Here is a 14788-nt window from a genome sequence, read left to right as displayed (position 1 = left end):
GAAAATACGTACCTCATCTTCCTTCAATGCAGGCGCTTTGCGAACTGAACTACTCCCATGTTCTGAGAATTTTGCCTGATTGCGATACGGAAGATTTGAGCTATGAATTTTCGGTTGGTGTCGGCCTGTCTTATGAAATACGTATTGTAGAGTCTGCTCGCTACACCAGTACGTTAAGCATTAAGCAAACCACTAAAGATATGCCCTCATATTTAACGCCCAGCATGACGGTACGCTTATATCACGATGCGCGTATGGCAGAGGTTATCAATAGCCAAAATACGGGAGCGCTTGAACCGTCGTACGAGTATCCGAATTTAAAAATGCGTCAGCGTAACGAAAAGCACATGGTGAATATCTTTTTAGCTGAATGGCTAAACTTCTGTTTGCAACACTCCTCAAACGTTACTTCTGAAGCGTGATAACACTCATTCAGCTAAGTGATTGCCACTTACTAAAAGACAAAGATAAGACGGGATATGCGGGCATCGCGCCCTATGATTCACTAGCACGCGTGCTTTCTGATATCCAAAATTACATTGTTCAAGAAGTTGCCAGCGAGCCCCAGCAGAGAGCAAAGCACCAAGTAGTCGTGCTGGTTACTGGGGATATTAGCGGCGATAATTCCCCTGAGAGCTATCAGCATTTTATTGCATTGATGGAGCAACATATTGAGCCAGCAAATATAAAATGGTTTGTGCTGGCGGGTAATCACGACAATAACTCGTACTTTGAAAAATATCTTGGCAGTCGGCACTTACAAAGCAATGACTCGTTAAGCTTGTGCAATTGGCAAATACACGGCATGGATACCCGCGCTTTAACCAATAAGCAAACGGCAGCCGGGGAAGTAAAAGAAAGCGATATACAGGCGCTAGAGCAATCGTTAACTACGTCGCCGCAGACAAATCATCTTGTTGCGCTTCATCATCACATATTGCCTTCAAACAGTTGGATGGATAAGCACTCTTTGGTTGATGTTCAGCGGTTAGTATCGCTTACAGATGAATATCCGCAGATAAAAGCCTTCCTACACGGACACTTACATTCGCCGTTGCGCCAGCTGATAGGAAAGCACAATACGCCTTCTTACGGCAGCCCTTCTACATGTTGGCAGTGGGAAATGCGGCCCGAGTTTGGTGTTAGCAATGAAGCGCCGGGGTATCAGGTGATGAGTTTAATGGGTGACGGCACGGTAAACGTTACCGTTGTTAGGGTTTAGCTCAGTCGAGCTTGGCTTTGAAGGATGCGCTAGGTGCGTTTGGCGTTAAAACCCGTTTCATACTCGCATCGAGTTTAGAGCAAACAAAGAAACAAAAAAGAACAGAGAACACAGAGTAGAGAAAAATATGCAGCACATTTTATATCTCCACGGCTTTTTAAGTTCGCCGAAATCCATTAAGGCGCAAGCCACCAAAGCGTATTTTGAGCAGCATCACTCGAACGTTACCTTGCACATTCCTGAGCTGTCTAATTTTCCAAGCAAAGTGGAAGACCAGCTAATTTCACTTATTGAGAACACACCGGCACTGCTTGAAAACGGACTGAAACTTATTGGCAGTTCAATGGGGGGGTATCTCTCTACGTTTTTGCTTGAAAAGTTTGGTGGCAAAGCCGTGTTGATCAATCCCGCTGTTCGCCCTTACGAGCTATTGCAAGGGTTTATCGGTGCCCACGAAAACCCTTACAGCAAAGAAAAGTTTGAAATAGTAGAAAGCGATATGGGGGTAATCCAAGCATTAGAAGCTGCCTCAATTAAAACGCCAGGCAATTACAAAGTGCTACTTCAGACCGAGGATGAAACACTGGATTACCGCTTAGCGGCTGAAAAGTACGCACAAAGTCATCTGGTTATTGAAGAAGGCGGCGATCACAGCTTTGTAGGTTACGAAAATCACTTGCCTGCTATTGCCGAGTTTTTGCTGAAATAAGCGCATTGCCAGTCTGTACTCGCCCTGCTAACATCAATCCTATGCTGTGCGGCGCTATGCTTAAGCGCCGCGTACCTCTTTCTTTGTCGCTGGCTTAAATAACAACCATAACTATGTCAAATCAATACAATTCAGATGCTATCGAGGTTTTAAACGGCCTTGACCCCGTAAAACGCCGCCCTGGTATGTATACCGACACTACCCGCCCAAATCACTTGGGTCAGGAAGTCATCGATAACAGTGTGGATGAAGCGCTTGCTGGGCACGCCTCTAACATCAAAGTAATTTTGCATGAAGACCAATCGTTAGAAGTTATCGACGATGGTCGTGGTATGCCGGTAGATATCCACCCTGAAGAAGGGATATCAGGCGTAGAGCTTATTCTATGTAAGCTTCACGCGGGTGGTAAATTTTCAAATAAAAACTATGCCTTCTCTGGTGGTCTTCACGGGGTGGGGATCTCGGTAGTTAACGCGCTTTCAACTCGCGTAGAAGTAACTATTCGACGAGACAGTAACGTATACCAAATTGCCTTTGAAAACGGCGACAAAGTCGAAGACTTACAAGTTATTGATACCTGCGGTAAGCGCAATACAGGAACCCGTGTTCACTTCTGGCCTGACCCGCAATATTTCGATTCGGCTAAATTCTCAGCCAGTCGACTTGTGCACAACTTGCGCGCTAAAGCGGTATTAAGCCCGGGTCTGCGCATTCGTTTCGACAACAAGATCACCAAAGAAAGCCAAGAGTGGTATTACGAAGACGGCCTTAAAGACTACCTCTACCAAGCGGTAGAAGAGTTTGAAACCTTACCGTCTGACACGCCTTTTGTGGGTACATTCAGCGGCAATACAGAAGCCGCCGATTGGGCAGTAATGTGGTTGCCTGAAGGTGGAGATTTGGTAACGGAAAGCTACGTTAACCTTATTCCTACAGCGCAAGGCGGTACACACGTTAACGGGTTGCGCCAAGGCTTACTAGAGTCCATGCGCGAATTCTGCGAATTTAGAAACTTAATGCCCCGTGGCGTTAAGTTATCGCCAGATGACATTTGGGACCGCTGTGCCTATATCCTGTCGACTAAAATGCAGGACCCACAGTTTGCCGGGCAGACTAAAGAGCGCCTGTCTTCACGTCAGGCCAGCGCGTTTGTATCAGGTGTAGTGAAAGACGCATTCAGCCTTTGGTTAAACCAGCATACGGAAATTGCCGAGGCCCTTGCTGAAATGTGTATCAACAATGCACAGCGCCGCCTTCGTCAAACCAAAAAGGTTGCGCGTAAAAAGGTCACTCAAGGGCCTGCACTACCAGGCAAACTGACCGACTGCTCATCACAAGATATTTCTTACTCTGAACTGTTTTTAGTAGAGGGTGACTCGGCGGGTGGCTCGGCCAAGCAAGCGCGAGACCGAGAGTTTCAGGCAATTATGCCGCTGCGCGGTAAAATCCTGAATAGCTGGGAAGTTGACTCTTCTCAGGTACTGGCATCACAGGAAATTCACGATATTTCAGTTGCGCTGGGTATCGATCCAGACTCGACGGACCTGTCTGGTTTGCGCTACGGTAAAATATGTATTCTTGCCGATGCTGACTCCGATGGGCTACACATTGCAACGTTGCTATGTGCGCTCTTTGTACGTCACTTCAGAACCTTGGTTGAACAAGGTCATGTGTATGTCGCTATGCCGCCGCTATTTAGAATAGATGTAGGCAAAGAGGTGTATTACGCGCTAGATGAAGGCGAGAAGCAGGGCATTCTTGACCGAATTGAAGCGGAAAAGAAACGCGGTAAAGTCAACGTACAGCGCTTTAAAGGCTTGGGTGAAATGAACCCGCTACAGCTTCGCGAAACAACCATGGACCCGAACACCCGTCGCCTTGTTCAGCTGACCATTGAAGACGCGGAAGAAATGATGGAGTTGATGGACATGCTACTTGCTAAGAAGCGTTCTGGCGACCGTAAAACATGGCTTGAAAGCAAAGGTAATATGGCCGAAGTGGCGTTGTAGATTGCAGAAACGCGCCGCTTTTGTGCTTATTTATAGAAGCTTGTATCGATAACGCTGTTCAAACAAGTGACCGCTAGACAAGCAACCTTAACGCTACATGAAGCAAATCGAAAACGCCGAGATACTATCCTGATACGGAAATTTCTCGGCGTTTTAGTTTGTGCATCTGCAATAAAATACTGCCACGCATAATTACGCTGGTGCCGTTTAGGATAAGTAGCGGCCAGCTTTGGCTTAATGGCATTGTTAGGCCAAACAATAAAGTGCTAACGTCTTTTATCAATATATTGCGAAACAGCGCAAATGACAGCGACCCCACTTTTTGTCTGCGCTGCAGTACAAACCACTGGTGCAGTGAACCTTGAAATAAGATAACGGTTACGACCAGCATTAAGGTATTTGCGCCAAGCTGTGCAAGCGTTGGGAAAGGGCGAAAAGCAATGGAAAGTGTGCCACCAATGAGAGCTAGCAGAGCAACAGCGGCAACATAGCCTGAAATTGTAGTGCGCCTGTGTTGCCATATTTTCCAAATGATAATGAGCGTAAGTATGAGCGCGCCAAATCGTGTCCACACCAAGTAATGGTTGAAAGGCTCTACCGAAATGCCAAATAGGAAAATTGAGAAAAAGGCAAAATAGCTAGAGCCAAACTGGTTAAGTGACAGACTGTGGTTAGCATCGTCACTTTCGCTAGAAACGGGCACTTGAAAGCGCGTCATGGCCTTAATTTGTGACCATAATCCTAACCATGTCAGTAAAAACAGCGCGGCACTGGCAAAGCCTAAAATGTGGTAAAGCACCCAATTTACTCCACGTTGAAAATGTTCTGGCTTGTGAATGCCCCAGTGTATCACAGGACTGGCACTGTTCTGGCATGTTCTGACATATGGCATGAAAACAATCACCATTAACAAAGCACTGCAGAAGGGGCTAAAGGTGTTATCGTTTTTTCGGTATCGATGACACCCAATATGTTTTCAAAACCGGTATTGAACTAGCAAGGAGGTTTATTTTGGCATTGCACTCAGTTTCTTCATCAACCCGCCAGCTAGCGGTAAGCGACAAAACCACAACGCTATTATTTGATCACGACGGTACCCTTATTGACTCAGAATCCGTACATTTTGACCTGTGGAAAGACATTTTGCTGGGGTACGATGTTGAATTAAGCGAGGATTTTTATTGTGAAGTGATGGCGGGTATTCCAGTAAAGCAAAATGCTGTCGATCTCGTCGAACATTTTAATATTGATGTAGCGCCGCAGCAGCTAGCAGAGCAAAAACACAAAAGCATTAGCGACTACTTAGATAAGCAAGCTTTTCCCTTAATGCCGTTTGCTAAAGAAACCATTGAACATTGTGCAAACAAAGGTTACACCATTGGTATTGTGACTGGGGGAAGTAAAAAGTCGGTGGAAAAAACCTTATCTCAGTATGGTTTAAGTGCTTATATTTCTTGCGTGGTTGCCGTGGAAGATGTCGAAAACAGCAAACCAGCACCTGATTGTTACGCGCTTGCAATGGACAAGCTAGGAAAAATACCCGGTGAATGTGTGGCAATTGAAGACACGCAAACCGGCATGACAGCGGCACTTGCTGCAAACCTAGCCTGCGTTGTGATACCCACGGATTTGTCGAAACATCATGACTTGTCTGGTGCCACAGTGCGGTATACAAGCTTGAAAGACTGGGTGGACTGCGAACTCGATTTTTAGTGAATGCGGTGGTGGTTAATTGCCGACTTGTCGTGCCACTTGTCACTGGTGGCGCGAAAATAGATAACGTAGTATAACCAGCACCTTAGGGCGTAACTTTCTTTGTTTTACAGCAAAGAACGCCAGAGGCGCTAACTTATTTTTTATTCATTGTTATGACAGGTACAGCTGATTTCTCATGATTTTGCGTAGCGTAAAATGGCTTTTTATTACTCTCGCCATCATTGTTGTTCTGCTTGTAGTAAGCGTTGCTACGATTACGGTTATGGCTGTGCAAAAAACGCCATTAGTCGCATCGACAGCGCCCACACAGCTAGATGGTGCTGATAGCGTTAATGAACTCCTCGGTCAGCTGCAACAGGCGTTTTCCCGCCGAGAAGAGGGGCATCAAGTTACGCTCACCGAAACCCAAGTCGAAAGCTTAGTGGGTGTGTTACAGCGTGCATTACCTGACTTTAAGGGCGTAGTGAATATCACGCCGTTGGCGGGAACCATTAACGTCACTTACGCTATCAACAATACGGGGTATTATGTAAATGCGTCAGCACTAGTACTGCCTGGAGATAGCTTGCGTATAGAGCAAGTCCAAGTTGGGGACTTAACCATTCCGGGTCGTTTTTTACTTGGGTTTTTAGAGCGTACGGTGAACTCTTATACGCAATCAGAAATAGCCACCATTGCGTTATCGCGGGTTGAACGTGTGACCATGAGAAGCGGTGAACTTACCCTTGATGTTGGGCGTTTAGATGAGCTGCTAAGCGAGTTAAACGTGGTGGCGTCGAACATGTCGGTAAGCGAACAGACCGAGCTTCAGCAGTTATCTGCGTACTATTTACGGTATTTGTCTGGTAGAGAAATAGCCTTATCAAATAAACCGGTATCCCTTATTGAATACTTGCGCGAAGGGATGGCGCGGGCGAGAGAGCAAAGCCAAACCCCTCAAGATGCAGTACTGCATAATAATGCGGTAATCCTCGCTTTAGCGGTTTACGTTGGGCATCATCGTGTTGGGACTCTGGTGGGCGACATACAGCCAGATTCCGAAAAAGCGTTAAAGCCTCGCAGAGGTGCTGTGCTGCACAAGCGCAACGATTTGGCTCGTCACTTTATTATTTCTGCTGCATTAGAGTTAATGGCTGAACAAGGTATGTCTTTAGCAATTGGCGAGTTTAAAGAGCTAATGGACCGGGGCAACGGTGGTTCGGGCTATAGCTTTGTAGACTTGGCGGCAGATATGTCGGGCACTGAGTTTGCAAAGGTTGCTACCCATCCAAATACTGCGATGGAAGTGCAAAATGCGATTGCGCGCATTCAAAGTGAACTTGAAATCATCCCGCCTATTGAAGGGCTGCCCGAAGGCTTAAGTAAGCAAGCGTTTACTGAACAATATCAGCGGGTGGACAGTAAAGCGTACTTAAAAGAAGTACAGGAAATTAAGCGTAGAATCGCCTTGCTTCCGCTTTATCAAAAATAAGCGGTAAGGCGCGTGAGAGTTCGCCGTAAGCGAGAAGCCAATTTCAAAAAAAAGCCCGCAAATAAAGCGGGCTTTTCGTTTATAGATATATTTTAGCCCGCGCTAGCTTTTAGATAGGGATTGCTGAAATTGCGCAATGGTCACCAGTGCCAGCTCTATTTTTTTAACTAATGGCGCTAGGGCTTGTTTGGCCGCATCATCATCCAGTTCCTTTAGCGATTGCCAGTCATTTGCAATCTCTTGAACATATGGACCAAAGCGTTTTGCTGATGTGCTAAACCCACTGTCATCTGCGAAAACGGCTGCAAACTTCCCTTTTTGATCGCGCTGTAAACTATCTAGTATTTGGTCGGCATCAACAGCTTTGCGGTGCAGCGTTTGAAGTGTTTCTTGAAGTTGTTGATGGACAGCTTGCATCTCTTGGCTCTGTTGCATGGTCACGCCTTTTCTTTCTAATGTAATCCGGTGCACGCGTTAGCCGCACACTTAATGTTCATATATATTGCGCAGCTATCATTTATGCTACGCCGAATGTATCACGGTAAATAATGATTAAAGTTTCGCCTTTCAAGGCCGATAACCTGAAGTCAGTTGTAAATTACGAAGTCTGCGGGTAATTGAGCCGCTTGCTATTTATGTAATGGACAACACGCCGTAAGGGTGGGCAATTCTGCCCATTTTTTTACTTTGCTACAAGCAACAAAGGAAAATGGTATGGATCTACAAGGTACTAGTGCCTCTGGAACGTCCGGTGCGTCACTTGAGTTGGCCTCTCTTAAGTTGGCAAAAAGCCAGCAAGAGCAAGAGGGAAAAGCGTCGCTTCAGCTGCTGGAATCAGCCGCTGACGTACCAAAAACGTCATCTTCAAACCCCGCGTTAGGCGCCAACATTGATACCTACGCGTAAGTTACGGATGCAAATGTAAGTCGATAGGCGTTTTGCCGGGTTGTCCGCCAATTTCTCTCACCAGTTTTGGCACCAAGAAGCCCGGCAGGCGCTTTATCGCTTCTTCCATAATTGCGCGGCCTTCATCATCACTCACATAAAAATGACTCGCACCCTGCACTTTATCTAACACGTGCAAGTAATAGGGCAGTACTCCAGCCTCAAATAGCGTTTCACTTAAATCACTTATGGCATCGCCGGAATCGTTTACGCCTTTTAGCAATACCGACTGATTGAGCAGAGTCACACCTCTCTCTCGTAGTGTGTTTAATCGGGATTTTAGCGTTTCTGACATCTCATTTGCGTGGTTTGCGTGCAGCACTAATACTTTTTGAAGCGGCAATGCGGTAAACCATTCAACAAAGTCACGGCTAATTCGTTCTGGTAGCACTACCGGCAGACGGCTATGAATACGCAGGCGTTTTATATGGGGAATGGCGGCAATTTCGTTCGCTAACCACGACAAATGATCATCTTTCGCCATCAGTGGGTCGCCACCTGAAAAAATCACCTCATTAATTTTGTTATTACTGCGAAGGTATTCAAGCACATCAAGCCATTGGTGCTTACTTACCGCATTGTCGGCGTAAGGAAAATGGCGGCGAAAACAGTAACGGCAGTTTACTGCACAGCCAGTGCGAACCATTAACAACACGCGAGAATCGTATTTGTGCAGTATGCCTTTGCCTGCGGTGTCGTGCTCGTCTAACGGATCTTCGCTATAACCGGGTGATGTTAGGAATTCATCGCTGAGCGGCATGACTTGCAAAAACAGCGGGTCGTTGGGATTTTCTTTTTCCATCAGATCCACAAAATGTCGTGGAACACGCATAGGAAAAAGACGACGTGCTTTAATGTGTTGTGCGTATTTTTCTTGGTCTAAACCTAAGTGTTGCAATAGCTTTGCAGGATCAGTAAAGCTACTTGCTAATTCTTTTTGCCAGTTATGCTCTACAGAAATCGGTTTTTTAGGTATTATTTGTTCCACGAAACTTTTTGTACCTTATGTTTAGACAGAGGAATTATGGCTAATTACAGCACTAACGAGTTCAAAGGCGGCCTGAAAATCATGCTGGACGGCGAACCTTGCAACATTCTAGAAAACGAATACGTAAAGCCGGGTAAGGGCCAAGCGTTTAACCGCGTAAAAATCCGCAAGCTTATTTCAGGTAAAGTTTTAGAAAAAACTTTCCGCTCAGGTGAATCAGTAGAAGGCGCTGACGTAATGGATACGGAACTTGCCTACTTGTACACCGACGGCGAATTCTACCACTTTATGAACAACGATACATTCGAACAAATCGCTGCAGACGAAAAAGCGGTAGGCGAGAATACCAAGTGGTTGGTAGAAAACGACGTTTGCACCATTACACTGTGGAACGGTTCACCTATCACAGTAACGCCACCAAACTTCGTTGAGCTTGAAATCACTGAAACTGATCCTGGCCTTAAAGGTGATACAGCAGGCACTGGCGGTAAGCCAGCAACGCTTAGCACGGGTGCAGTTGTTCGCGTTCCTCTATTCGTTCAAACAGGCGAAGTTATCCGTGTAGATACGCGCTCTGGCGAATACGTGTCTCGCGCACAAAAATAATATCTGAGACATTCTGTATACGTGTAAAGCCGGTGCCTTAGTGTACCGGTTTTTTGTTTTAGCTATTCTTCTTAGGTTTGAATACATGCAATCTTGGCAGCCTACTACCACTCATGAAGCCCGTGTTGCGCGAGCAGAATTACTCAGAACAATCCGTGAGTTTTTTTACGCAAGAAACGTGTTAGAGGTCGATACGCCTTTACTTTCAAACGGTACGGTTACCGATGAGCATTTAGATGCGTTTGATACACAATTCAATTTTGCCTCATCCGGTAAGCCAACTACGCTGTATCTTCAAACTTCCCCTGAATATGCCATGAAGCGGTTACTGTGCGCTGACAGCGGTAGTATTTATCAAGTGTGTAAAGCGTTTCGCCATGAAGGTGAAGGGCGCTGGCACAACCCAGAGTTCACCATGCTAGAGTGGTACCGCTTAGATTTTGACCATTTTGCGCTAATGGACGAGGTTGACGCCTTGCTGCAAGAAACCTTAAACACGGCTTCGGCCGATAAGATGACGTATCAGAAAGCTTTTCAAACCTATTTAAATATTGACCCGTTAAGTGCTGATAACGACGTTTTGCTAAAGGCAATGGAAGAGCAGAACATAGATATTCATGCGCCGCAAAGCTTAAGCTATGACAGCAAGTTACAACTGTTATTCAGCTATGTAATCGAACCTAAAATCGGTAACGAAAAACCGTGCTTCATCTACGATTTCCCTGCTTCTCAGGCGGCGCTTGCCAAACTAAGTCCAGTTGATGAACGGGTTGCCGAACGCTTTGAGGTGTATTACCAAGGCGCTGAACTTGCTAACGGTTTTCATGAGTTAAGTGCAGCAAAAGAGCAGCGGCTGCGCTTTGAAACGGATAACAGAAAGCGCGAAGAACATGGCCTTCCCACTAAGCCCATTGATGAAAACTTTCTAAGTGCGCTTGACGCAGGTTTGCCACCGTGTGCGGGTGTGGCGCTGGGCATCGATCGTTTGCTTATGCTCAAAACCAATGCAAAACACATTCAAGAAGTGATCAACTTCACGGTAAGCAGAGCTTAGAGACTTTTAATGGGGCAGAAAAGCGAAGGCTTTGCACCTAAATAGTTACAAAACATTAAATTAGCGTAGATAAGGGGTAACTTACATCGGCCTGCGGTTGACATGAGCACGGCAATGCTGAAAAATGTTATAACATCACTAGATAATGTTATAACATCCTCAGAGGAATACCCATGAAAATGCGTTCGCTGCTAAGTTTGTCCATAGCAGGGCTGTTAAGTGCGCCTGTGTATGCCACCACAGTAACGGGAAAAGTCACCGACACGGCAGGGCAACCTGTTGCAGGGGCTGAAGTAAAGATTGAAGGCAGCCGCCGTGTAGCATACACCGATGCAAATGGTATTTACCGTTTTGACGATGTAAAGCAGCCGCATATTCATTTACATGTTTATTCTTCTAACTACATTCATGGTGATAACGACTTAGGCGACGTAAATACGGATCAAAATGTAGACTTCGTTTTAAAGCCTGCATCCGTCGAAAATATCGTGGTTACCGCCAATGCGCTTCAATCATCAGTACTGGAATCTGTTACGCCAGTGACCGTCATTGGTGCTGAAAAATTACGTAAAATAGAAGCACCAACCTTAGGGGAAACCCTAAAAAACGCGCCTGGTGTGCACAGCACTTATTTTGGCCCGGTTTCAAGCAGCCCAGTTATTCGCGGTAACGATGGCCCGCGTGTCAAGATTGTTCAAAACGGTTTGGATGTATCTGATGTATCTCGAGTAGGTCCAGATCACAATGTCGCCACCACACTCTCAAGTGCAACCCAGGTAGAAGTACTTCGCGGTCCTGCGACGCTTCAATACGGCAGTGGCGCTATTGGTGGTGTTGTTAACGTGGTTGACAAACGTATTCCTCAGTATCAGATAGACGGCGTAGAAGGCGAAGCTGAAACTAGCTACAGTACAGTGAATAACGGCTCGTATACCCGTGCAGATGTAACGGGTGGCAGTGGTAATGTTGTATGGCATGTCGACGGGTTTTATCGCGATACAGACAACGCGGATATTCCGGGTTTTGCGTCTATCGAACCCGATGAAGATGAACCAAACGGTGTGCTAGAAAGCAGCGCAATGGAGACGCGTAACGTCGTTGCTGGTTTATCTTACGTGGCTGAAGAAGGCTACTTCGGTTTTGCTGTTGAACAACTCGACAATAAATATGGCGTACCTGGCCATAGTCATGCTCATGGTGAGGAAGAGCACGATGAAGAGCATGAGGGCGAAGACCACGACCTTGAAGAACATGATCATGAAGAACACGCTGAAGAAGGCGTGTTACTTGATGTAGATATGACCCGTTATCAAGCAGCCGGTGAGTGGCACTCTCCAGTACGTGGACTTACAAACCTTAAGTTTGCCGCAGCCTACACCGATTACGAACATGCTGAAATTGAAGATGGTGAACCAGGTACCGTATTTACTAATGAGTCGAGCGATATCCGTCTTTCTGCTTACCACGAAGAAGTGAACGGCTGGCACGGCGTATTCGGGCTACAGTTTAATCATAGTGACTACAATGCCGTGGGCGAAGAAGCCTTTACCCCAGCTAATACCACATCAAGCTACGCACTTTATGTTATAGAACAAAAGAAAGTAGGTGATGTAACCTTTGAGCTTGGTGGCCGACTAGAGCGAACGACATTAGACGCTGATGCCAGCGAAGTGGAACTTGACGTATTGCATGATGAGCATGAAGGCGAGGAGCACGATGAGGAACATGAGGGTGAAGAACACGAAGAGCATGCTGTTGCTTTCAACTTCCCTGACTACGACTTCACCAGCCTATCACTTTCAGCGGGCGCTAACTGGGAATACCAGGAAGGTCACTCAATTGCCGTAACCCTATCACGCAGCGAACGTGCACCAAGCCAGCAAGAACTTTTCTCTGCTGGCCAGCATTTAGCAACGCAAAGCTACGAAGTAGGTCTAGTATTTGATATGGACGAGGAAGGCCATATCGAAGAAACACTTAAAGGCGTAAAAGAAGAAGTTAGTACCAACCTAGATATTACTTTCCGTAAGTTTACCGGAAGCTGGGGCTACAGTGCGTCGTTCTTCTACAATCAAGCAGATGACTATATCTTCCAAACAAGCACAGGCTTAATTGCGCTCAGCGAGCACGAAGAACACGATGAGCACGAAGAGGAAGGATTAGAAAGCGAGCACGAAGAACATGGACATGATGAACACGGCGATGAAGAAGGCTTGCCAATTTATTATTTCCAACAGGCTGACGCTGACATCTGGGGCTTTGAAGCAGAAACTTACGTTGATTTAACAGACACGCTACGCTTAACCGTATTTGGTGACTATATCCGCGCAGAAATAGAAGACGACAACCTTCCGCGCACGCCGCCTATGCGCTTTGGTAGTGAATTAAGCTACGTGAACGATGGTTTAAGTGCTGACGTGGGCTTTACGTGGTACGACGACCAAAATGAAGTTGCGTCATTTGAGACTGCAACCGACGGTTACACCTTGGTTAACGCAAGCGTGCAATATGAATTTGGCACACAGGGCATTGACTGGGTAGTGTTTGCGCGCGGTGAAAACCTAACTGACGAGGAAGCCCGTGTTCATACATCTTTCTTAAAAGACCAAGCACCGCTTCCAGGTAGAAACTTTACTATGGGTGTGAGAGCGTTGTTTTAATTAAACAACTCCACTGCGGTATACAAGGCGATGTATTGGGGCTCTCAGTACATCGCCTTTTTTTATACTAGGGGAAAGTGGTCAGTACGATTTTTTCCAGTTGAATAAACTGCAAAGATAAACATGCTTAAGATGGTAAACGTCGAGCGGTTGTGAAGTAGAGGTGAAAATGAATGAAATAGCGAATTGGTTAAGTACGCAAACCGAAAAACACATGGTGTTAGGTTATGGAAGCTTACTTAGCAAAGACAGCCGAGAGCGCTACTCCAACATTTTTACACCAGGGATCCCTGTGACGGTTTCTGGCTTCGAAAGGGCATGGGTGACGCGAAGTCTTCATGAAAAGCAGACTTACGTTGGCGCCGTGGCCAATGCGCATAGCAAATTAAACGCCCAGCTTATCCCAACACAAATTAACCCTGCCTTACAGGAGAGAGAAAAAGACTATCGGTTTGTCGAAGTAAGCGCTAAAGCACTCAACTTTCATCAACACAAGGGTTCTGCGTCTCTAGACGATGTGCTTGCACAATTTACCTTTTGGATTTGCGAAACACTCGACTGTACACAGGCAAATGACGCCTATCCCGTACATCAAACGTACGTAGATACATGCTTGAGTGGATGCTTAGAGCACGGTGGTATAGAGGAAGCCGAGCGATTTATCGTCCATACATCGTTGTGGGAGCACCCAAGAGTAAACGACAGAGCGAACCCGAAGTACCCCCGCGCGGCAGTGGTCAACCCAGACCACTTTGAGCACATAGACAGGCTTCTATCAAAGAGATAGTGTTTGCCTTAGGTCTTACTTCTAGTTATACGTTCAAATGTAGAGGTACAAAAGCGAGTACTACATGCGCGTCATAAAAACTTTGCTAAAAGGATTAGTGTGAACACAAACACCGCTATTTTTACAAACGATAAAATAACGCTACGGCCGCTTACTTTTGATGATAAACACTGGGTACTTGCGCTGCAGCAGGACCCGCTATGGCTTAGATACATTGGAAGTAAAAATGTCGATACAGTAGACGATGCGTGTGACTACATTGGCAAAACAAATGCGCAGCGCGAAGAGTGGGGGTATGGCCTGCTGGCTGTCGAATTAACCGAAACCAAACAACCGTTAGGGGTTTGTGGTCTCTTCAATCGCTTTGCATTTGAATGTCCAGATTTAGGCTTTGCAATGCTGCCTGAAGCAAGAGGCAAGGGTATATGTTATGAGGCATGTCAGTGTGTTATTGCGTGGTCTGCGTCTAAGGGCTATCGTTTTTTAACAGCCATGACGCACCCAGAAAATATGGCGTCGCAGAAGCTTTTACAGCGCTTAGGATTTAACAAGCAAGGCTTTTACTTCGACAAAACGTTCCCAAAACAGCATTTGTTCAGGTTGGAATTACAGCCATAAAGC

Annotated in this window: 15 protein-coding genes; 12 read left to right on the top strand and 3 right to left on the bottom strand. The window is 46.1% G+C overall.

Translation table 11 applies throughout. The annotated features are described in order from the left end of the window. Positions 1–26: 26 nt before the first annotated feature. The 4 genes from BZA03_RS08680 (at position 27) to parE (ending at position 3940) form a co-directional block, all read left to right on the top strand. Positions 27–422, top strand: a complete 396-nt coding sequence (locus BZA03_RS08680; protein WP_014978277.1) for a DUF1249 domain-containing protein — start codon at positions 27–29, stop codon at positions 420–422. Further along, positions 419–1222, top strand: a complete 804-nt coding sequence (locus tag BZA03_RS08675; protein WP_110288527.1) for a metallophosphoesterase — start codon at positions 419–421, stop codon at positions 1220–1222. Before BZA03_RS08680 ends, BZA03_RS08675 begins: the two co-directional genes overlap by 4 nt. Before the next feature lie 127 nt (positions 1223–1349). Beyond that, entirely contained in the window at positions 1350–1931 is a 582-nt protein-coding gene (locus BZA03_RS08670) for a YqiA/YcfP family alpha/beta fold hydrolase (RefSeq protein WP_014948209.1), read from the top strand. A gap of 113 nt (positions 1932–2044) precedes the next feature. After that, the gene (gene parE / locus BZA03_RS08665; protein ID WP_014975634.1) at positions 2045–3940 is read left to right on the top strand and encodes a DNA topoisomerase IV subunit B; all 1896 of its coding nucleotides are present in this window, start codon (positions 2045–2047) and stop codon (positions 3938–3940) included. Between the two features lie 124 nt (positions 3941–4064). Here parE and BZA03_RS08660 read toward each other — a convergent pair whose 3' ends face one another. After that, positions 4065–4739 carry a hypothetical protein gene (locus BZA03_RS08660; RefSeq protein WP_014975642.1) on the bottom strand — a complete coding sequence of 225 codons (675 nt, stop codon included), beginning with the start codon at positions 4737–4739 and terminating at the stop codon, positions 4065–4067. 212 nt (positions 4740–4951) lie between these two features. Between BZA03_RS08660 and BZA03_RS08655 the strand changes: the two genes are divergently transcribed. Together BZA03_RS08655 and BZA03_RS08650 are read left to right on the top strand one after the other, a co-directional pair. Then, positions 4952–5653 carry an HAD family phosphatase gene (locus BZA03_RS08655; RefSeq protein WP_110288526.1) on the top strand — a complete coding sequence of 234 codons (702 nt, stop codon included), beginning with the start codon at positions 4952–4954 and terminating at the stop codon, positions 5651–5653. 178 nt (positions 5654–5831) lie between these two features. Continuing rightward, a complete protein-coding gene (locus BZA03_RS08650) occupies positions 5832–7127 on the top strand; it encodes a hypothetical protein (RefSeq protein WP_110288525.1) in 1296 nt (431 codons plus the stop codon). A 102-nt stretch (positions 7128–7229) separates the two neighbouring features. On the opposite strand, the gene BZA03_RS08645 is transcribed toward BZA03_RS08650, so the two are convergent. Further along, positions 7230–7562, bottom strand: coding sequence for a hypothetical protein (locus BZA03_RS08645; protein ID WP_014975645.1), 333 nt, complete (start codon positions 7560–7562; stop codon positions 7230–7232). A gap of 279 nt (positions 7563–7841) precedes the next feature. Between BZA03_RS08645 and BZA03_RS08640 the strand changes: the two genes are divergently transcribed. Then, complete coding sequence (locus BZA03_RS08640) at positions 7842–8033, top strand: hypothetical protein (RefSeq protein WP_014948215.1); 192 nt, start codon at positions 7842–7844, stop codon at positions 8031–8033. Between the two features lies 1 nt (position 8034). Here the strand turns inward: BZA03_RS08640 and epmB are convergent, their stop codons facing one another. Next, on the bottom strand, positions 8035–9060 hold the full coding sequence (epmB, locus tag BZA03_RS08635; protein ID WP_110288524.1) for an EF-P beta-lysylation protein EpmB: 1026 nt from the start codon (positions 9058–9060) through the stop codon (positions 8035–8037). Between the two features lie 36 nt (positions 9061–9096). Between epmB and efp the strand changes: the two genes are divergently transcribed. The 5 genes from efp (at position 9097) to BZA03_RS08610 (ending at position 14785) form a co-directional block, all read left to right on the top strand. Further along, positions 9097–9666: an elongation factor P gene (gene efp / locus BZA03_RS08630; RefSeq protein WP_014948217.1), complete on the top strand. Its 570-nt coding sequence runs from the start codon at positions 9097–9099 to the stop codon at positions 9664–9666. 64 nt (positions 9667–9730) lie between these two features. Further along, positions 9731–10720: an elongation factor P--(R)-beta-lysine ligase gene (gene epmA / locus BZA03_RS08625; RefSeq protein WP_258364616.1), complete on the top strand. Its 990-nt coding sequence runs from the start codon at positions 9731–9733 to the stop codon at positions 10718–10720. A 173-nt stretch (positions 10721–10893) separates the two neighbouring features. Beyond that, complete coding sequence (locus BZA03_RS08620; protein ID WP_110288522.1) at positions 10894–13380, top strand: TonB-dependent receptor; 2487 nt, start codon at positions 10894–10896, stop codon at positions 13378–13380. Positions 13381–13549: 169 nt separating this feature from the next. After that, positions 13550–14167, top strand: coding sequence for a gamma-glutamylcyclotransferase (locus tag BZA03_RS08615; RefSeq protein WP_110288521.1), 618 nt, complete (start codon positions 13550–13552; stop codon positions 14165–14167). 99 nt (positions 14168–14266) lie between these two features. Then, positions 14267–14785 (top strand): GNAT family N-acetyltransferase, encoded by a 519-nt coding sequence (locus tag BZA03_RS08610; RefSeq protein WP_110288520.1) that lies wholly within the window; start codon positions 14267–14269, stop codon positions 14783–14785. Positions 14786–14788 lie beyond the last annotated feature (3 nt).

The sequence above is a fragment of the Alteromonas sp. I10 genome (assembly GCF_003201515.1).
Classification (GTDB): domain Bacteria; phylum Pseudomonadota; class Gammaproteobacteria; order Enterobacterales; family Alteromonadaceae; genus Alteromonas; species Alteromonas macleodii.
This window is presented reverse-complemented; position numbering and strand designations above follow the sequence as displayed.